Below are 18,603 nucleotides of genomic sequence, written 5' to 3'. Positions count from 1 at the left end.
CTTTCGGCGCGCGCGGCGGCCGGGGAACTCGTCTGCCGGCCGAGGAGCATCCCGCCGTCTTTCCGGGAGAACGCAGATGAGCACCTATCGCGTCGCCCAGGTCGCCGGCGCGGGCGAAACCTTCCATATCACCGAGCGTGAAGTACCCCGGCCTGGTCCGCGTCATGTGCGGATCGCCGTGGAGGCCTGCGGGATCTGCCACAGCGACGCCCTCTTCGTGAACGCCCTGGTGCCGGGGGTCCGCTTCCCGCTCGTGCCCGGCCATGAGAACGCCGGGCGCATCGCGGAACTCGGCGAGGGCGCGGTCGACATGGGCTGGCAGGTGGGCGACCGGGTGGCCGTGGGCTGGTTCGGCGGCAGCTGCGGCCACTGCACGCAGCGCCGGCAGGGCGACTTCATCGTCTGCGCCGGCCTGAAGGTGCCCGGATGGGCCTACGACATCGGCGCCGACACCCAGCCACTGGGGATCAACCCCGACCAGCTGCTGATGAGCGGCCGGGTCCTGCGCGGCCAACCGTTCGGGACGGCGCAGGACGTGCAGGACGTGCAGTACACCATGGCCTTCAGCGCTCTGCACGGCATCCGTCCCATGGCGGAGACGGTGCCCCTGGACCAGGCCGACGCCGCCGACCGGAAGATGCTCTCCGGAGCCGCCCGCTTCCGGATGGTTCTCACCAGCCGCTGACGGACCCGCGCGGGCGGCCGCCTCCACGACAGGGGCGGCCGCCTCACGTCAGCCAGGCACCGTCCCTCATGAGGTGCCGTCCGGACAGCTCGTGCTGCTCGTGCCAGGCCTGCACCGCGCGCGGGCGCACCCGGAAGAAGGCGTACGACGCGCTGTCGCGCCGCGGGTCCCAGCCCGTCTTGGCGAGGAACGCCTCGGCGGCCGCGGCCGGTGCGTCGGGCGCGGCCCAGGTCTCGACGTCACCGTCGATGAGCACGACGTCCCGGGTGTCCCCGAGCGCGAGCCGGGCCCGGCCTCCGTCGCGGAGATTGCGGCCGGTCGGGTTCGTCGTACGGGTGGCCAGCCACACGGACTCCCCGTGCCACACGAACCAGAGCGGGACCAGGCACGGCAGCCCGCCGGAGTCCGCCGAGGCGACCCAGATGTCAGTCTCCCCCTCCAGCCGGCGCAGGACGTCCTGCCTGCGCCGGCGCGGCTCGCGCGGCGGCGTGTCGATCTTCATGTCCGGGACGCTATCCGGCCGGGGCGGAGCCGCGCGTCGGCCGCGGGTCCGACTCCGGCTCCTGCGCGGGTCCTAGGCCCCGGCCGACGGTTCCCGCCCGTCCGGCGACGACTGGCGCCCCGGGGGTTTTACGTATAACCTCTCCCGTCGACCGCTCCTCCCGGAAGGCCCCGATGAGACACGTCGCCCTGGTCACCCTCGTCGTCGACGACTACGACGAGGCGATCGGCTTCTACACCGGAGCCCTCGGCTTCCGGCTGGCCGAGGACACGCCGCGCCCCGACGGCTCCCGCTGGGTCGTCGTCACGCCCGGCGGCCAGGGCACGGACGACCGGAGCACGTCACTGCTGCTCGCCCGGGCCAAGGGCGACGAGCAGCGGGCCAGGGTCGGGGACCAGACCGGCGGGCGCGTCGGGTTCTTCCTGCACACCGACGACTTCGCCCGCGACCACGCCCGTATGCTCGCCGCGGGCGTGACCTTCCTGGAGGAACCGCGCCACGAGCCCTACGGCTCGGTCGCCGTCTTCCAGGACCTGTACGGCAACCGCTGGGACCTGCTCCAGCCCGCCGGCTGACCGCCGGCCCGCCGGCCCGTTCGCCCGTCGCGCCGACCGGTCGACCGGGCTCCTCCCGCCGCTTCGGACCACCCCGCTCGACGAAAGACCCACCATGACTGCTACGCGCGTAGACGCCGATGTGATCCGCCGCCTCCCCAAGGCCGTCCTGCACGACCACCTCGACGGCGGCCTGCGCCCCGCGACCCTGGTGGAGCTCGCGGCGGACGTCGGTCACAGCCTGCCCACGACCGACCCGGAGGAGCTGGCCGCCTGGTACGTCGAGGCCGCCGACTCCGGCGACCTGGTGCGCTACATAGGCACCTTCGAGCACACCCTCGCCGTGATGCAGACCCGGGAGGGCCTGCTGCGCACCGCCGAGGAGTATGTGCTCGACCTGGCCGCGGACGGCGTGGTGTACGGCGAGGTGCGCTACGCACCGGAGCTGATGCTCAAGGGGGGCCTGACCCTGCCCGAGGTCGTCGAGACCGTACAGGAGGGGCTCGCGGCGGGCATGGCGAAGGCGGCGGCCGCGGGCACGCCGGTCCGCGTCGGAACCCTGCTGTGCGGCATGCGGATGTTCGACCGCACCCGGGAGACCGCCGAGCTTGCCGTCGCGTTCCGTGACGCCGGAGTCGTCGGCTTCGACATCGCGGGCGCCGAGGACGGCTTCCCGGCCGCCGACCACCTCGACGCCTTCCGGCACCTGCGCGCCGAGAGCGTGCCGTTCACCGTCCACGCCGGCGAGGCGTACGGCCTGCCCAGCATCCACCAGGCCCTGCAGGTGTGCGGCGCCCAGCGCATCGGCCACGGTGTCCGCATCACCGAGGACATCGTCGACGGCAAGCTCGGCCGGCTCGCGGCCTGGGTCCGCGACCGCCGTGTCGCCCTGGAGATGTGCCCGACCTCCAACCTCCAGACGGGCGCGGCGACCTCGATCGCCGGGCACCCGATCACGGAGCTGAAGGACCTCGGCTTCCGGGTCACCCTCAACACCGACAACCGTCTGGTGTCGGGCACGACGATGACCCGCGAGATGTCCCTGCTGGTGGAGCAGGCCGGCTGGTCGGCGGAGGACCTGCGCACCGTCACGGTGAACGCCGTCAAGAGCGCGTTCATCCCGTTCGACGAGCGCAGGGCCCTCCTGGAGGACGTCGTCCTGCCGGGCTACGAGGGCGTGCTCTGAACCAGCCCGCGTACGTAGGCGGCCTGCCCGACGTGCTGGAGATCGTCGGACAGGACGCTGGTCAGCCGTACGCCCAGGGTGACCGGCGGATCCCAGCGTTCGTCGACGACCCGCTCCAGATCCGCGGCGGCCAGGCCGCGCAGGGCGCCGAGGGTCTGCTCGTGGACGGCGTCGTAGTAACCGGTCAGCAGGTCGCCGGAGTCGACCCGCACCTTGGCGACCTGGGTGGAGCTGTGCCCGTAGCCGGTGTCCCTGGGCGGCAGGTCGAGGCCGAAGCGCTTGTGCCAGTCCTGCGTCTGCCAGACCTGGTCGAGCCCGAAGGCGTCGGCGATGTGGTCGTCCTGGACGCGGGTGAGGTGCCAGACCAGCCAGGCGATGGAGTTGGCGTCGTGGGAGGGCCGGGCGCCGAGCACGTCCGGGTCGAGTCCCTCGACGGTGGCGTGGACTTCTTCCCGGATGCGGTTGTACGCGTCGATGAGGATGTCCTTGGCATGCATGCCTCCACCATCGCGCATCACGGCTCCTCGTGCGTCCCCTGTTCCAGAAGGGCCATCAGCGCCCGGGCCGCCGGACTGGTCGCCTGCTGCGGCGGCAGCAGTGCCACGGTCTCGTAGACCGTCTCGCCGGTGCCCTTCACGGGCAGGGCGGTGAGCGCCTCGCGCTTGTGCCGGAAGTGCCGCGGCACGACGGCGATGCCGAGGTTCTCGTCCACCAGGTCCAGCAGGCTGTGCACGTCGTTGACCTCCAGCGCGACGGTGCGCCGCACGCCGGCCGCGGTGAAGGCGGCGTCGGTGGTGCGGCGGGGCCCCCAGTCGGGGTGGAAGTCGACGAACACCTCAGGGCCGAGATCGTCCGGCGTGACCGCCGCGCCGCCGGTGGCCAGGTGGTGGGTGGGATGGCACAGCACGGTCATCGGCTCGCCGGTCAGGGACACCGAGCGCAGCTGGTCGGTGTCGGCCTGGGTGCGGTAGGCGAAGGCCAGGTCCAGGCGCCCGGCCGCGACCTCCTCCGCCAGCACGCCCGAGCCCGCCTGCCGCAGCCGGATCTCCACGTCCGGGTGGCACCGCCGGAACGCGGCGAGCAGCCCGGCGACGTGCACTCCCGCGATGCACTGCTCGGTCCCCAGCGAGAGCGTGCCGCGCAGCACGCCCTGCACGGCGGCGACCGCCTCGTGCGCCGACCGCACCTGCGCCAGGATCCGCTCCGCCTCGCCCAGCAGTGCCCGCCCGGCCTCGGTGAGCGTGACCCGGCGGGTCGTGCGCACGAACAAGGGAGTCTGCAACTCCCGCTCCAGCGCCCGGATCGAGGCCGACAGGCCCGACTGGGACACCATCAGCCGTTCCGCTGCCCGGGTGAAGTGCTGGTCCTCGGCGACCGCGACGAAGTGCTGGAGATGGCGGAGTTCCATGATTGAGAAGCCTAACCGCTGAGTTCCATCGCATTCTCCTGTTGGACCACTGGTCGCGGGTCGCGACAGAGTGGGTGGCGACTTCCCGCAGTTCCCGGAAACCGGACCTCATGTGCCAACCCCCTCTGGAGTCGCGTTGTACACCGCCCACCCCGACCGTTATGCGGACATGCCCTACCGGCGCACCGGACGCAGCGGACTGAAGCTCCCCGCGATCTCGCTCGGTCTCTGGCACAACTTCGGGCCCGACCGCCCGGCCGGGACCCAGCGGGCCATCCTGCGCCGGGCCTTCGACCTCGGCGTCACCCACTTCGACCTCGCCAACAACTACGGCCCGCCGCCCGGCGCCGCCGAGTCCGCCCTCGGTGAGGCGCTCAGGGCGGACTTCACCGCCCATCGCGACGAGCTGATCATCTCCACCAAGGCCGGCTACCTGATGTGGCCCGGCCCCTACGGCGAGTTCGGCTCGCGCAAGTACCTGCTGTCCTCGCTGGACCAGAGCCTGAAGCGGATGGGTCTGGACTACGTCGACATCTTCTACTCGCACCGCCCGGACCCGGAGACTCCGCTGGAGGAGACGATGGGTGCCCTGCACTCGGCGGTCCAGCAGGGCAAGGCGCTCTACGCCGGCATCTCCAACTACTCGGCGGAGCAGACCCGCGAGGCGGCTCGCATCCTCGGCGAGCTGGGCACCCCGCTGCTGATCCACCAGCCGCGCTACTCGATGCTCGACCGCCGCCCCGAGGACGAGGGCCTGCTGGACGCCCTGGACGAGCTCCAGGTCGGCTCCATCGTCTTCTCCCCGCTGGAGCAGGGCCTGCTCACCGCCCGTTACCTCGACGGCATCCCGGAGGACTCGCGGGCGGCGAGCGACAGCCCGTTCCTGAGCTCGGACGCGGTCACCGAGGAACTGGTGGGCCGGCTGCGCTCCCTGGACGCGATCGCCAAGGGCCGCGGCCAGACCCTGGCCCAGCTGGCCCTGGCCTGGGTACTGCGCGGCGGCCGGGTGACCTCCGCGCTGGTCGGTGCGAGCAGCCCGCAGCAGATCGAGGACAGCGTCGCGGCCACCCGCAACCTGGACTTCGCCCCCGAGGAACTGACCCGCATCGACGCGATCCTCAGGCCCTGACCGGCTGCCCGGTCCCGGCTTCCGGTCCGGCTGCCCGGGTCTGGACCCCGGACGGCTGCCTGGCCCCGGCTTCCGGACCGGTTGCCGGGACCGGGCTCCCGGACCGGGTGCCGCCTCGTGCGGTGACCGGCCTTGGCACGGACCGCGACCCGGTATCGGCGCGGACGCGAGCGGATGCCGGCGCGGGCCGTGACCGGGCCTTCGCACGGGCCGTGTCCTGACCGGCGCCTGCCATGACCGGGCCTTCGCACGGGCTGTGATCGGGTCGGCGCCTGGCGTGTCCGGGACGGCGTCTGCCGTGACCCGGCGTCGGCTCAGCCTGTCGCTGTCGCTGTCGCTGTCGCTGTCGTCGCCGCCGCTGTCAGCCCGGACCCCGGCCCCGGCGTCCGCGGTGTCGTCCGCCGAACGCCTGGACCGGGAGGAGCCGGAGCCGGGGCCCGCCGGGGCCGGCGATGGTGGCCGGATGCGCGGCGAGGGCCGCGGCACCCGGTCCCGGCCGCGCCTGCTGAGCCCTGCCGCGAGGGGCGCGTCGGCCGTCTCCGGTCGGCCGTGTACGTGCCGTCCGTCCCCGACGGCCCCGGGAGGGCCGGGGAAGGGTGCCTGCCGACCGTGCCGCACGCCCCGGGTTGCGCCGCTCGCGGTGGCCGGGCACCGAAAGAGACCGAAGCCGGAAGAGGCCCGGGAGAAGCCACCGCGAGCGCCGGGACCGCGCGCGTCGCTCAGGCCCCGGTGGGCACCCGGTCGAGAAAGCCGAGCACGGCCCGGATCCGGCCGTCCTCGTCGAGCGTGATCACGTCGGAGCCGGCCACCGGCGCCGAGCCGTCCTCGGCGACCAGCTCCCAGGAGAAGCGCGCCGTGTCGTGGTGGCCGTCCACGGCACCGCTCGGCCGGAAGGCGAAACCCGGGAACTGCTCGTGGGCCGCTGCGATCACGGCCGCGATCTGCTCGTGCCCGGAGACGTCGGCGAGCGGGTCGGTATAGCCGCCGTCGACGGCCCAGGCGGCGGCCACCGCCTTCGTCAGCTCCTCGGGCTCGGCCGCGTTCCAGGCCTCGAAGTAGCGGGCGACGGCGTTCTCGTAACGGTCGGTGTTCACGGACATGGCGGATCAGCCTCCATCGAGGTGGTCTTCGCTGGTCAGGATCCGGATGCGCGCTCCGGCGACCCGGTACGGCAACCATGCCCGCGCCGCCGCGCGCCGTCGATTACTCCGCGGGTAATGGCGGTGCTCGCAGGATTTCGGCCAACTGCCCCTGTGAATATGCCAGGAGACTGGCCGGAAAGTCGTGGTGACTCTGTTTCAGCAGTGAACATACTCAACAGTCGAGGGACTTCACGGCGAGCGAAGGCGCGATCACGCACCGCACATGATCGCGGCCACCGCACACGAGCCGCACCGAAAGCGAGGACGGCCGACCGGCACACGAGCCACGGGGGAGCGGACGTGCACGACGAGTTCTTATGCCACGTAACGGCGTACGGCACCTGCGGAGGCCAGCGGATCGGTGTGCCGCTGGGCTCCTACCGGGCCCCGACCCTGGCCCTCGCCCTGTGGTGGCTGCGCGAGCGTGCGAACTGGATCGCCGACCGGCTCGACCCCCTGCCCGAGGCCGGGCACTTCCCGCCGAGCTCGCTCGTGCCGGTCGCCGACACCGTGCCCGACGTGCCGGCGGTCCTGCGCTCCTGGTGCGCCGACGACGCCCAACAGGAACTGGTCGCGGAGCAGTTGGCCGCCGGACGGCTCGTGCGGATCGCCACGAACGACGACACCACCGAGTACGAACTGCTGGCGGAGTCCGTCGACGCCCTCCGTATGCAGCGCACCATCCCCGCACTCGTCCTGCCGGTCGGCTGACCGCCCGCGACGCCCGCCGCGCCGGGCGCACAGAGGGGTGAATCGGTAGAATCCTGCCCATGGCAGAGCGGCCCGTCGCGCCGACTGCGCCCGAACTCGTCCTGGAGACCGAGGCGGGCTCCACCGTGATGAGCCCGGCCCGCGACTACCACGTGGGACGCGACCCGCTGAGCGACATCGTCATCGACGACATACGCGTCTCGTGGCACCACGCGGTGCTGCGCGCCGACTCCGACCACTGGATCATCGAGGACGAGAACAGCACCAACGGCACCTTCACCGACGGCCGCCGCATCCACGCGTGGGGCGTGGGCCCCGGCAGCGTGATCCACTTCGGCAACCCCGCCGACGGCCCGCGCGCCGTGCTGATCAGCCGGTCGGTCAGCCCCCCCGAGCGCCCCTCGGCGGTCTCCATGCCCGGCCTGACCGCCACCTACCGCCGCCCCACCAGCGTCCGCCCGCTGCCCACCCGCACCGTCCGCATCGGGCGCGCCGCCGACAACGACCTGGTCGTCGACGACCTGATCGTCTCGCGCCGGCACGCCGAACTGCGCGCCCTGCCGGACGGCACGTACCAGATCGCCGACCTGGGCAGCCACAACGGCACGTTCCTCAACGGCGCCCCCGTCACCGCCGCCACCGTCGGCCCCGGCGACATCGTCGGCATCGGCCACTCGGCGTTCTGCCTCGTCGGCGACCAGCTCCAGGAGTACGTCGACACCGGCGAGGTCTCCCTCGACGTGCAGGACCTCACGGTGACCGTCGACCGCGGCCACAAGACCCTGCTCGACCACGTGTCGTTCCCGGTGGGCGAGAAGTGCCTGCTCGCGGTCGTCGGCCCCAGCGGCGCGGGCAAGTCCACACTGCTGAACGCCCTCACCGGCCAGCGGCCCGCCGACCGCGGCACCGTGCTCTACGACGGCCGCGACCTCTACCGCGACTACGCCGAGCTGCGCCAGCGCATCGGACTCGTGCCGCAGGACGACATCCTGCACGCCCAGCTGACCGTCCGCAGCGCCCTGTCCTTCGCCGCCGAACTGCGCTTCCCGCAGGACACCGGGAAGGCCGAGCGCCGGGCCCGGGTGGAGGAGGTCATCCGAGAACTCGGCCTGGAACAGCGGGCCGGCCAGCCCGTGCACAGCCTCTCCGGAGGGCAGCGCAAGCGGGTCAGCGTGGCCCTGGAGCTGCTGACCAAGCCCTCGCTGCTCTTCCTCGACGAACCGACCTCGGGCCTCGACCCCGGGATGGACCGCTCGGTGATGCACATGCTGCGCGGTCTCGCCGACGACGGCCGTACGGTCGTCGTGGTCACCCACAGCGTGCTCAGCCTCGACGTGTGCGACCGGCTGCTCGTGCTCGCGCCCGGCGGCACCATCGCCTACTACGGGCCGCCCGACGAAGCCCTCGGCTTCTTCGGCTTCGCGCACTGGCCGGAGGCCTTCGAGGCCTTCGAACGGGACCGCGACCGCGACTGGGCGGGCGACTTCCGCAGCTCGCCCGCCCACCGGCGCTACGTCAGCGACGCCACCGCACAGCCCCGCGTGCCCCGTTCGGGCCCGGTCGTCGTCACCCCGCCGCCCCGGCCGCGCAGCCGCGGTGCCCAGCTCGGCACGCTGGTGCGCCGCTACACCGCCGCGCTCGGGGCCGACCGCACCTTCCTCGCCATCATGATCGCCCTGCCGTTCGTGATGGGCGCCATGGCCCGCGCCCTGGCCGGCAGCAGGCTGACGCAGGCGACGGCCATGAACGCCCTGCTCATCCTGTGCGTCGGCGGCGTCCTCACCGGCGCGGCCAACGCCGTGCGCGAACTGGTCAAGGAGCGCACCATCTACCAGCGCGAACGAGCCGTCGGCCTGTCCAGGTCGGCGTATCTGATGTCGAAGGTCGTCGTCCTCGGCGCGATCACCGTCCTGCAGGCCGTGGTGCTCACCCTCGTCGCCCTCCTGGGCGTCGACCTCAACGCCCCCGGCGGCGAAGGCGTACTGCTGCCGCCCCTGGCCGAGATCACCGTGGCCGTGGCGCTGCTGGCCTTCACGGCGATGATGCTCGGCCTGCTCGTCTCCGCGCTGGTGCGCAAGGAGGAGGTGACGATGCCGCTGCTGGTCCTGCTGGCCATCGTCCAGGTCGTCTTCTGCGGAGCCCTGCTGAAGCTCCACGGCGTTCCGGGCCTGGAGCAGCTGGCGTGGCTGGTGCCCTCGCGGTGGGCGCTCGGCGCGATGGCGGGCACGGTGGGACTGGCCCGGATCGTGCCGGGCGACCTGACCGGCGATCCGCTGTTCCGGCACGCGGCCGGAACCTGGCTGCTCGACATCGCCATGCTGGTGGTGCTCTCGGCGCTCTTCGGGTTCCTGGTCTCCCGGCTGCTGCGCCGGCACGAGCCCGTCGTGATGCGGAAGTAGGCACCGCGATGACGAACCCCGGCTTCCGCCCCACCCATGTCGTCCCCCAGCACGGCATGCCCGCCTGGGAGACCCCCGATCCGGACCGTCCCACCGTCCCCCTCGACCCCCTGCTGCCCGTGCAGCTCGCCGAGCGGCGCGGCGAGTGGGCGCACGTGGTCTGCTCCAACGGCTGGTCGGCCTGGGTCGACGGCCGCCGGCTGGTCGCGGTGCCGCAGGACCCGCCCGCCACCGGCGGCCCGCGGGCCCGAACCGCCGACCCGCGCCCGCTGCTCGCCCGCACCGAGCGGAACCTGGCCCGCTACCGCGCCGCGGTGGAGGAACGCGCACGCGGCGGCCTCGACGGCGAGTCCTTCCGCGGCCGTACGCGGGGACTGCGCGTCGGGATCGTCGTCGACGGCGAGAACGTCTGGCTGTACGACACCGAGCAGAGCCGCTGGGTCTACGGCGACGGAACGTGCCTGAGCACCTTCACCACCGACGACGCACCGCGGGCCACCGACGACGCACCGCGGGCCACCGACGACGCACCGCGGGCCACCGGCGACGCACCGCGCGCCACCGGCGACGCACCGCCCGCCGGCGACGCACCGGCCGCCGCGCCGGACGGCGGGCACGCGCCCACGCAGGTCGTGACACCCGATGGTCCGTGACGCGAGCGTCTTCGCGGGCCGGCCCTCCGACCTGATCGGCCGGCGGATCGCGGGCTACCGCATCGAGCGCGAGATCGGCCGCGGCGGCATGGCCGTCGTCTACCGCGCCCGGGACCTGCGCCTGGAGCGGACGGTCGCCCTCAAGCTGCTCGCCCCGGAACTCGCCCGCAACGACACCTTCCGCCTCCGCTTCACCCACGAGTCCCGGGCTGCCGCCGCGATCGACCACCCGCACATCGTGCCGGTCTACGAGGCGGGCGAGACGGACGGCGTCCTCTACATCGCCATGCGCTACGTCGAGGGCAGCGACCTGCGCCACCTCCTCGACCGGCGGGGTCCCCTCGACCCCGCCACCGCGCTGCGCGTCGCCGCGCAGATCGCCTCCGCGCTCGACGCGGCCCACGAGCACGGGCTGGTCCACCGGGACGTGAAGCCCGGCAACATCCTCGTCGCCCGCGGCACCGACAGCGACCATCCCGAGCACGCCTACCTCACCGACTTCGGCCTGACCAAGAAGTCCCTGTCGCTGACCGGGTTCACCTCCGTCGGCCAGTTCGTCGGCACCCTCGACTACGTGGCCCCGGAGCAGATCTCCGGACGGCCCGTCGACGGACGCTGCGACGTCTACGGCTTCGCCTGCGTCGTCTACGAATCCCTGGCCGGCCGCCCGCCCTTCCGGCGCGACGACGACATGGCCCTGCTCTGGGCCCACCAGTACGACCAGCCGCCCCCGCTCACGGAGTTCCGCCCCGGCCTCACCCCGGAGGCCGACGCCGTGTTCGCCCGGGCCCTGGCCAAGAGCCCCGGCGACCGCCACGACTCCTGCCGCTCCTTCGTCACCGCCCTGCGCACCGCCACGACGGGCACCCCGCCGGCCGGCCACCCGCCGACGGCGACTGCCCCGCGGCCTCCGCACGCGAGCGGAAGCCGGCCCGAACCGCCGCCGCGCTGGGCCGAGCCCGTGTTCCGGGAACCCGTCTAGAAGGCTGCTGAAAATCTCGGGTTCTGGCCCCGGCTCGGTGGAGTTGGGGCCAGTCTTGTAGGCATGCAGGGGGAGTGGGCCGGGGAGATGGTCGGGCCGGATGTGTGGGAGACCTGCCGGGAGTTGATCCCGGCGGGCAGTGTGTTCGCGTTCCTGGCCGAGCACCGGGAGGTGCTGTTCCCGCCGGGGATGTTTGCGGATATGTACCCCTCGTCCAACGGCCGTCCGAGTCTGCCGCCGCAGGTGCTGGCCGCCACGGTGGTGCTGCAGAGCCTGCACGGGCTGTCGGACTTCGAGACGGTTCAGGAACTGCGGTGTGACCTGCGCTGGAAGGCGGCCTGCGGGCTCGGCCTGTACGACACCGCGTTCGATCCCTCGCTGCTGACGTACTTCCGGCGCCGTTTGCGTCACTCGGCCGATCCGACGCGGATCTTCACCAAGGTCAAGGAGGTCGTGGCCGCGACCGGGGTACTCAAAGGCAAGCAGCGGCGAGCGCTGGATTCGACTGTGCTGGACGACGCGGTGGCCACCCAGGACACCGTCACCCAGATCATCTCCGCGATCCGCCGGGTGATCCGCGAGGTCCCCAGGGGCGGGGAGACCGCGGCGCGGTGGTGCCACGCGCACGATTACACCGACCCGGGCAAGCCGAGGATTGCCTGGGACGACGAGGCCGCCCGTGCCACGCTGGTCGACGCGCTGGTCACCGACGCGGTCAACCTGCTCGGGCACCTGCCCGAGCAGGAACTGGGCGAGAGAGCGGCGAACGCGGTGGGCCTGCTGGCCCTGGTCGCGGGCCAGGACGTGGAGCCGGCCGAGGACTCCGACGGGCGCGACGGACGCTGGCGCATCGCCCGGCGCACGGTGGCGGACCGGACCGTGTCCACCGTCGATGCGGACGCACGCCACATCCACAAGAACCGCACCCGCCATCAGGACGGCTTCAAAGGGCATGCGTCCTTCGAGCCGGAGAGCGGGCTGTTCACCGCGGTTGCCCTCACCAGCGGCTATGGCCCTGACAGCCACGAGGCCGCTGTCGCCTGCGATCTGCTGGCCGAGGAGGACGAGGGCCAGGAGTTAACCGTGCTCGGCGATTCCGCCTACGGAACCGGCGACCTGCGCGCCCGGTTGCAGGCAGATGGCCACACTCTGGTGATCAAGCCGCCACCGCTGCGGCAGGCCGTCCCCGGCGGCTTCACCATCGATGACTTCCTCATCGACTCGGCCGCCGGCACCGCGACCTGCCCCGCCGGACACACCGCCCACCTCGGACAGGTCAAAGCGGACGGCGCCCGCACCGCCCAGTTCAAGCGCGTGTGCAGCGACTGCCCCCTGCGCGGACGCTGCACCACCTCCAAGACCGGACGCACCCTCAACGTCCACGCCCGGCACGAACTGCTCACCGCAGCCCGTCACCAGGCTGCCACCGACCCCGCCTGGCAGGACGAATACCGCCGATGGCGGCCCCCGGTCGAACGCGCCATCGCCTGGCTGGTCGCCAAGGGCAACCGGCGAGTCCCCTACCGCGGCGCCATCGCCAACAACCTCTGGCTCCACCACCGCGCAGCCGCCCTCAACCTCCGCCGACTGATCAACCTCGGACTCGCCCGGGCCAACGGCAGCTGGCACCTCACCCCGGCCACCGCATAACCAAGAAGGGCCGCCCAGCCCACGGCCGGACAGCCCCACAACAAGATTTTCAGCAGCCTTCTAGTGCTGACCTAGGGTTGGTCCAGGGCCGGCCGGCGGCCTCACGCGCCGCCGTCGCGCTTCGCGGCCTCGCCCGGCCGGCGCACCGGTCCGGCCGGCAGGGCGCCGAGGAAGCCGGTCACCAGGCCCCACAGCACGGCGAGTCCCAGTGCGCCCCACACCCGCGGCTTCAGGAACAGTTCACCGGACAGGCCGCCGCCCAGGTCTCCGATGCCGAGCAGCGACAGCCCGTAGTGCGCGGAGATGCGGCCCACCAGGCAGATCATGAGGACGGTCGCGGCGAGGGCGAGCGCCATGCGCAGGGCGTGCCGCCAGGCCGGTACGCGGGCGGGGGAGCGGGCCGCCATCGAGAACGCCGCGGCCAGGATCAGTACCGCGTCGACCGCCACGAGCCACCACACCCGTCCGTCGTAGTGGGACAGCGTGGACACGTTGAGGGTGGAGACGTCCTCGGCCCGCAGCACCTCGTCGAGGACGTGCGGCATGGGCAGTCCGAAGGGGCCCTGCACCCGGCCCGTCCAGGTGGCGCCGAGTCCGAGCGTGAGCGCGAGCCAGGCCACGTTCGGCAGGCCCAGCAGGATCACCGCGAAGGTCTCCGCGGCGTGCCCGCGGGTCGCCGCGACGACCAGTGCGATCACGAGGCCCACGGCGACGAACGCGAGCAGCAGGACGACCATGGCGTACGCCGCCGGCCGTACCGACGCCTCGAAGCGCAGCAGCCGCCCCGGCAGCGGCGCCGCACGCGAGACCAGCAGAGCCAGCACCAGCACACCGGCCAGCCACAGGACGCCGAAGAGCACGGTCAGCGGCACGTCGGTGGTGAACCCCACCTCCGGCGACAGGCCGAACACGTCGCCGAGGTCGCTGAGGGCGCCGGTGCCGAGCGACACCGCGAACGTCTGACGGGCGGCGAAGGCCATGCCGAGCAGCGCGGCCACCCACAGCACCGCGATCCGGGCCGCCCAGCCGGCGAGTTCCGCGGCGCCCGCGACCGCCCGGTGCCGCAGCGGGCGCAGGAACCCCGCGGCGAGGACGAGCGCCCCGACCAGCGTGACGGACAACGGCATCACCGTGATCCCGGCCGCGGACTCCGCCAGCGCACCGGCGTTCCCGGACAGCTCGACGGTGCCGCCGACGGCCGTGACCACCGTCGCCGTGACGACCCGCGGGAACGCGCCGTCCGGCAGACCTCCCGCTCCGGCCGCCAGCAACCCCAGGGCGGCGACTCCCCACATGGCGATCAGCGTGACCAGCACCGCGGCGAGCGCCCGCGTCCAGCCGTGGCGGGCGGCATCCGGGGCGGAGAGGTTTCGCGGGCTCACGTCCGCCACGCTAAGCAGCACCCGCGCGCCCCGCCCGCCGGGAGGTCCGTCCGCGTCGGCTTGCGGGCGGCGGGGGACCGGGACACACAATGGGTTCGGCAGGTAAGAAAGCGGCACATCTCGGGGCGGGCCGCACGAAAGCCGCGTCGGGAGAGAGCTCGTGAGCGTCGAACCGCCGTCCTCCGGCCGCCCCACAGGACCACCCTCCGGTCCGCTCTCGGGCCCCTCCGAGCCCCCCTCGGGCCCGCCCGCGCAGCCACCGGGCGGCAGCGGCGGCGTTGGCGGGGGCAGCGGGGGCGGCGGAGGCGGTACCCCGCCGCGCCGGCCGTGGTGGAGGTCCGTGCCCCGCCTCGCGGTGCTCGCCACCGCGGTGGTAGCCGCCGTGATCCTGGCGGTCGTCCTCACCCGGCCCGGCGGCTCAGGGCACGGCGGTGGGGAGCTGTTCCTCCAGGCCGCGGGCAAGTCCGGCCCCGAGCCGTTCACGCAGTCCACCGCCGAGGACAGCTCGGCCCCGCCCGTCTCCGCCTCCCCGGCCACCGGATCGGCGCCCGCGAACGCGGTACGGCAGGTCGACGGCGGGTCGCCCGGCCTCTACGGCGGCACCCGCAACGTCTCCAGCTGCGACGTCGAACAGCAGATCAAGGCGCTGGGAGCGGACCAGGCGAAGAACAGGGCCTTCGCCTCGGTCGAGGGCGTCGCCCCGGCCGGGGTGCCCTCCTACCTGCGCTCCCTGACCCCCGTACAGCTGCGGACGGACACCCGCGTCACCAACCACGGCTACCGCAACGGCGCCGCCACCAGCTACCAGGCGGTCCTGCAGGCGGGCACGGCCGTCCTCGTCGACGGCCGCGGCGTGCCCCGGGTGCGCTGCGCCTGCGGCAACCCGCTGACCCCGCCCGTCGCCCTGCGCAGCACACCCGCGCCCACCGGCGACACCTGGCCGGGATACCGCTCCTCGAACGTGGTGGTGGTCATCCCCGCGCCGCGGACCATCGACGTCTTCGTCCTCTACGACCCCGAGCACGGCGAGTGGATCGCCCGGCACCGAGGTGATATCGGCCACCACGACCGCAGGACGCAACCGCCCGCGAAGCCCTCCCCGTCGGTCAGCGTGTCCACGCCGTCGGCGCCCCCGTCATCGTCGTCCCCGTCCGGGTGCGCCTCCTCGCCGGGCACGGACCACGGCTCGACTCCCTGTCCGCCGACGTCGGCCGCCCCTTCCGGGTCCCCCTCCGCCCCGAGTTCCGAGCCGGCCTCCTCCGAGCCCGCCGGCAGCCCACCGGACACGTCCGCAACCCCTGCCGCACCGCCTGCGTCCTGAGTCCAGGGGGACACAACGGCCGGAAGGGGGGACTGCGAAACGCGTCTCGGGGTACGAGCATGGAGCAGCAGTGTGTTTCCGGCCTGGCCGGCTTCCGAGAGAGAAACGCATGATCGAGCACGTGGGCGGGGCAGTGATACCGACTGGTTTCGACGTGCCCGTCGAGCCGCTGCGGCGGGCGGCGCACTACACCGGCGAGCAGGGGTGCATCGCCGAGGCACGTTCCTTCACCGCGCACTTCGTGGACCAGCTCAGGACCGAGTGGTGTGCCCGGATCGAGGACCGTACCCTCGAGGAGGTCCTGCTGGTCGTGAGCGAGCTGGTCACCAACGCCGACCGGCACAGCAACGGCCCGTACATCCTCGAACTCGAAGGCACGGACGCCTCGCTGAGCATCTGGGTCTACGACAGCAGCTCGGCGCTCCCGCGCCGCTTCCCGCGCGACCCCGAGCGTGTCGGGCGGCACGGACTGGAGATCGTCCACGCCCTGGCCGAACGCGTCGCCGTGGAACGGGTTCCGGTGGGCAAGCGGGTGTGCGCGGTGGTGAGACTGGTCCGCGCCTGAGGCCGGTTTGCCCGCGGCACCGCCCTCAGGCACAGCCGAGTTCGCCCAGCATTCCCTCGCGCAGCCGCGTGATGATCCGCTTGATCAGCCGCGACACGTGCATCTGTGAGCAGCCGAGGCATTCGCCTATCTCGGCCTGCGTGGCTTCCTCCACGAAGCGCATGTGGATGATCTGCCGGTCCCGCTCGTCGAGTTCCGCCATGAGCGGGGCGAGCGAGTGGAAGTCCTCGACCAGCCGCAGCCCGTCCTCCTCCACGCCGATGAAGTCGGCGAGCACCGCCTCGCCGTTCTCCGGTCCGTCGCCGGTGAGCGCGGCGTCGAGGGAGGAGGAGTTGTAGCCGTTGGAGGCGATCTGCGCCTCGACGACCTCGTTCTCGGAGATGTTCATCAAGGTGGCCAGTTCGGGCACCGTGGGGTCACGGTCCAGTCGGCTGGCCAGTTCCTCGCGCGCCTTGGCCAGTTCCACCCGCAGCTCCTGCAGCCGGCGCGGCACGTGCACGGCCCAGGTGGTGTCGCGGAAGAAGCGCTTGATCTCGCCGACGATGTACGGCAGCGCGAACGACGTGAACTCGACCTCGCGGGACAGCTCGAAACGGTCGATCGCCTTGATCAGGCCGATCATCCCGGTCTGGACGACGTCCTCCATGTCGTCGCCGCGCCCCCGGAAGCGTCCGGCGGCGAACCGCACGAGTGACATGTTCATCTCGATCAGGGTGTTGCGCGCGTACTGGTACTCGTGCGTGCCCTCTTCGACTTCCGTCAGGCGCTGGAAGAACTGACGGGACAGTTCCCGTGCGTCCCGGGGAGCGACCGCCCGGGGCTCTTCGATCCCCGGCAGTGGTCGCTCACCCGTGCTGGTCCCGGCGGCCCCCACGGCCTTTGCCTCCGACCGTTCCACGGCGGTGTCCATTTCCTCTCCCACGAAGTCACGGTGTCGACGTCTGTGTCCGTCCGTCTTCATCTGTTCTTCGCAGGGGCGGGTACCCGGCAACCGAAGAACCATGCCCTCCGGAAGCCGCAGCGACTCGATTCGGGCCGTGCTGCGGAGTGCCGGTCACGATCAGTTCATGGAGGTAGCGCTTGGTGACGCTCCCGCCGTGCCGTGTCTCGATCAACCGGCGCAGGCACGCCAGCAGACCCCGCCGTGACCTCTCGTCCAGGGCGCGGTGGCCCGAGTAGGTCAGCAGTACGTCGATGTACTCGTCGGTGGTGTAGGTGATGTCCTGGGTGTAGCGGGTGGCGGCCACCCGGCCGAAGAGCGGGGAGCGCTCCAGCTCGCCGGTGCCCGCCGGGATCTCGGAGGCCGGCTGCGGGCGCAGACCGGGCGGTGTGGCCGGATCCCAGTGCTCGTAGCAGCGCTGGGCCCGCGCGAAGAAGTCCTCGGTGCCGCCCGCCACGTGCTCCGTGACGACGAGGGCGAGGCGCCCGCCGGGGCGCAGCGCCCGCGCCGCCTTGACCAGCCGTACCGCGGGGTCGATCCAGTGGAAGGCGGTGGCACTCACCACCAGGTCGAACGGCTCGGGGGGCAGGTCCCAGCTCTCGAACTCGGCGACCCGCACGTCCACGTGCGGGAACGCGGCCAGCCGCCGCCGGGCCACGGCGGCCAGCGCGTCGCCCAGCTCCACCGCGGTGATACGGCAGCCCGACTCGGCCAGCGGACGGGTCAGCTGGCCGGTGCCCGGGCCGATCTCCAGCACGCGGCTGTGCGGGCCCAGGTCCGCCGCGCGGGCCAGCTCCTCGACCAGGGTGCGGGGATACCGCGGCCGGGCCCGGTCGTACCGCTCGGCGTCCTCGTTGAACGTCTCCCGCAGCGCCGTCACCGCACCCTCCGTCCTCCGCGATTCCACCCAGGGCAGAATGCCGATCTCTTCCCATCGGGGCGAGGGAATTTAGGCTGGGAAGGTGAGCAGCCAAGCGCCGGACGAAGCCCGGGTCCTCGAACTGCGCCCCCCGCGGGGCGCACGTCCCCTCGCCCCTCCTCCCGCCGGCCCGCCGCCCAGGGAGCCCCTCTGGCGTGACCTGGTCGGCGACGTCCTGCGGCGCGAACGCCTCGCTCAGGAGCGCACCCTGAAGGACGTGGCCGACGAGGCCCGTATCTCCATGCCGTACCTCTCCGAGGTGGAACGGGGCCGCAAGGAGGCCTCGTCGGAGGTCCTCGCGGCCGCCGCCCACGCCCTGGGCCTCGGGCTGGCCGACCTGCTCTCCCTGGCCCAGGGCGAGCTCGTCCGCGCCACCGGCCGCCGGCCCGGCCGCGGCCGGACGACGTCCGCCTCGCCGCGCAACGGCCTCTGCCTGGCCGCCTGACGGGCAGGCGAACCGGCGCCCGCGACACCG

At 72.8% G+C, this 18,603-nt stretch carries 19 protein-coding genes; 12 read left to right on the top strand and 7 right to left on the bottom strand.

Translation table 11 applies throughout. The features are described from left to right. Positions 1 to 76 precede the first annotated feature (76 nt). Positions 77 to 685 (top strand): alcohol dehydrogenase catalytic domain-containing protein, encoded by a 609-nt coding sequence (locus ACJ9NR_RS02790; RefSeq protein WP_412489972.1) that lies wholly within the window; start codon positions 77 to 79, stop codon positions 683 to 685. A 43-nt stretch (positions 686 to 728) separates the two neighbouring features. Here the strand turns inward: ACJ9NR_RS02790 and ACJ9NR_RS02785 are convergent, their stop codons facing one another. Then, positions 729 to 1,187: a pyridoxamine 5'-phosphate oxidase family protein gene (locus ACJ9NR_RS02785; RefSeq protein WP_412489973.1), complete on the bottom strand. Its 459-nt coding sequence runs from the start codon at positions 1,185 to 1,187 to the stop codon at positions 729 to 731. 173 nt (positions 1,188 to 1,360) lie between these two features. Between ACJ9NR_RS02785 and ACJ9NR_RS02780 the strand changes: the two genes are divergently transcribed. Continuing rightward, positions 1,361 to 1,762: a VOC family protein gene (locus ACJ9NR_RS02780; RefSeq protein ID WP_412489974.1), complete on the top strand. Its 402-nt coding sequence runs from the start codon at positions 1,361 to 1,363 to the stop codon at positions 1,760 to 1,762. A gap of 94 nt (positions 1,763 to 1,856) precedes the next feature. Next, positions 1,857 to 2,927 carry an adenosine deaminase gene (locus tag ACJ9NR_RS02775; protein WP_412489975.1) on the top strand — a complete coding sequence of 357 codons (1,071 nt, stop codon included), beginning with the start codon at positions 1,857 to 1,859 and terminating at the stop codon, positions 2,925 to 2,927. On the opposite strand, the gene ACJ9NR_RS02770 is transcribed toward ACJ9NR_RS02775, so the two are convergent. Beyond that, on the bottom strand, positions 2,909 to 3,424 hold the full coding sequence (locus tag ACJ9NR_RS02770) for a mycothiol transferase (RefSeq protein WP_412490527.1): 516 nt from the start codon (positions 3,422 to 3,424) through the stop codon (positions 2,909 to 2,911). The two genes, ACJ9NR_RS02775 and ACJ9NR_RS02770, sit on opposite strands and share 19 nt — an antisense overlap. A gap of 17 nt (positions 3,425 to 3,441) precedes the next feature. Further along, positions 3,442 to 4,335, bottom strand: a complete 894-nt coding sequence (locus ACJ9NR_RS02765) for a LysR family transcriptional regulator (RefSeq protein WP_412489976.1) — start codon at positions 4,333 to 4,335, stop codon at positions 3,442 to 3,444. A gap of 136 nt (positions 4,336 to 4,471) precedes the next feature. Between ACJ9NR_RS02765 and mgrA the strand changes: the two genes are divergently transcribed. Beyond that, positions 4,472 to 5,464, top strand: a complete 993-nt coding sequence (gene mgrA, locus ACJ9NR_RS02760) for an L-glyceraldehyde 3-phosphate reductase (RefSeq protein WP_412489977.1) — start codon at positions 4,472 to 4,474, stop codon at positions 5,462 to 5,464. A gap of 719 nt (positions 5,465 to 6,183) precedes the next feature. Here the strand turns inward: mgrA and ACJ9NR_RS02755 are convergent. Next, entirely contained in the window at positions 6,184 to 6,564 is a 381-nt protein-coding gene (locus ACJ9NR_RS02755; protein ID WP_412489978.1) for a nuclear transport factor 2 family protein, read from the bottom strand. Positions 6,565 to 6,906: 342 nt separating this feature from the next. On the opposite strand from ACJ9NR_RS02755, the gene ACJ9NR_RS02750 reads away from it, so the two are divergent. The 5 genes from ACJ9NR_RS02750 to ACJ9NR_RS02730 all read left to right on the top strand — a co-directional run bounded on the left by ACJ9NR_RS02750 (position 6,907) and on the right by ACJ9NR_RS02730 (position 13,001). Then, positions 6,907 to 7,317 carry a hypothetical protein gene (locus tag ACJ9NR_RS02750; protein ID WP_412489979.1) on the top strand — a complete coding sequence of 137 codons (411 nt, stop codon included), beginning with the start codon at positions 6,907 to 6,909 and terminating at the stop codon, positions 7,315 to 7,317. 59 nt (positions 7,318 to 7,376) lie between these two features. Beyond that, entirely contained in the window at positions 7,377 to 9,716 is a 2,340-nt protein-coding gene (locus ACJ9NR_RS02745) for an ABC transporter ATP-binding protein/permease (protein WP_412489980.1), read from the top strand. Positions 9,717 to 9,724: 8 nt separating this feature from the next. Next, positions 9,725 to 10,369 carry a hypothetical protein gene (locus ACJ9NR_RS02740; protein ID WP_412489981.1) on the top strand — a complete coding sequence of 215 codons (645 nt, stop codon included), beginning with the start codon at positions 9,725 to 9,727 and terminating at the stop codon, positions 10,367 to 10,369. Next, a complete protein-coding gene (locus tag ACJ9NR_RS02735) occupies positions 10,359 to 11,351 on the top strand; it encodes a serine/threonine-protein kinase (RefSeq protein ID WP_412489982.1) in 993 nt (330 codons plus the stop codon). Before ACJ9NR_RS02740 ends, ACJ9NR_RS02735 begins: the two co-directional genes overlap by 11 nt. A 63-nt stretch (positions 11,352 to 11,414) precedes the next feature. Further along, complete coding sequence (locus tag ACJ9NR_RS02730; protein WP_412489983.1) at positions 11,415 to 13,001, top strand: IS1182 family transposase; 1,587 nt, start codon at positions 11,415 to 11,417, stop codon at positions 12,999 to 13,001. Between the two features lie 101 nt (positions 13,002 to 13,102). On the opposite strand, the gene ACJ9NR_RS02725 is transcribed toward ACJ9NR_RS02730, so the two are convergent. Beyond that, complete coding sequence (locus ACJ9NR_RS02725; RefSeq protein WP_412489984.1) at positions 13,103 to 14,383, bottom strand: streptophobe family protein; 1,281 nt, start codon at positions 14,381 to 14,383, stop codon at positions 13,103 to 13,105. 160 nt (positions 14,384 to 14,543) lie between these two features. On the opposite strand from ACJ9NR_RS02725, the gene ACJ9NR_RS02720 reads away from it, so the two are divergent. Both ACJ9NR_RS02720 and ACJ9NR_RS02715 read left to right on the top strand, forming a co-directional pair. Next, complete coding sequence (locus ACJ9NR_RS02720; RefSeq protein ID WP_412489985.1) at positions 14,544 to 15,704, top strand: DUF6777 domain-containing protein; 1,161 nt, start codon at positions 14,544 to 14,546, stop codon at positions 15,702 to 15,704. 109 nt (positions 15,705 to 15,813) lie between these two features. Next, the gene (locus tag ACJ9NR_RS02715; protein ID WP_412489986.1) at positions 15,814 to 16,269 is read left to right on the top strand and encodes an ATP-binding protein; all 456 of its coding nucleotides are present in this window, start codon (positions 15,814 to 15,816) and stop codon (positions 16,267 to 16,269) included. 25 nt (positions 16,270 to 16,294) lie between these two features. Here ACJ9NR_RS02715 and ACJ9NR_RS02710 read toward each other — a convergent pair whose 3' ends face one another. Further along, a complete protein-coding gene (locus tag ACJ9NR_RS02710) occupies positions 16,295 to 17,179 on the bottom strand; it encodes an RNA polymerase sigma factor SigF (protein ID WP_412490528.1) in 885 nt (294 codons plus the stop codon). Positions 17,180 to 17,195: 16 nt separating this feature from the next. Further along, positions 17,196 to 18,089 carry a class I SAM-dependent methyltransferase gene (locus ACJ9NR_RS02705; protein WP_412489987.1) on the bottom strand — a complete coding sequence of 298 codons (894 nt, stop codon included), beginning with the start codon at positions 18,087 to 18,089 and terminating at the stop codon, positions 17,196 to 17,198. 82 nt (positions 18,090 to 18,171) lie between these two features. Here ACJ9NR_RS02705 and ACJ9NR_RS02700 point away from each other — a divergent pair, with 82 nt between their 5' ends. Beyond that, a complete protein-coding gene (locus ACJ9NR_RS02700; protein ID WP_412489988.1) occupies positions 18,172 to 18,573 on the top strand; it encodes a helix-turn-helix domain-containing protein in 402 nt (133 codons plus the stop codon). Positions 18,574 to 18,603 lie beyond the last annotated feature (30 nt).

This window comes from Streptomyces sediminimaris (assembly GCF_047049295.1).
In the GTDB taxonomy this organism is placed as follows: Bacteria; Actinomycetota; Actinomycetes; order Streptomycetales; family Streptomycetaceae; genus Streptomyces; species Streptomyces sediminimaris.
Note: the sequence above shows the minus strand (reverse complement) of the source record. Positions and strands in the feature narration are given on the sequence as shown.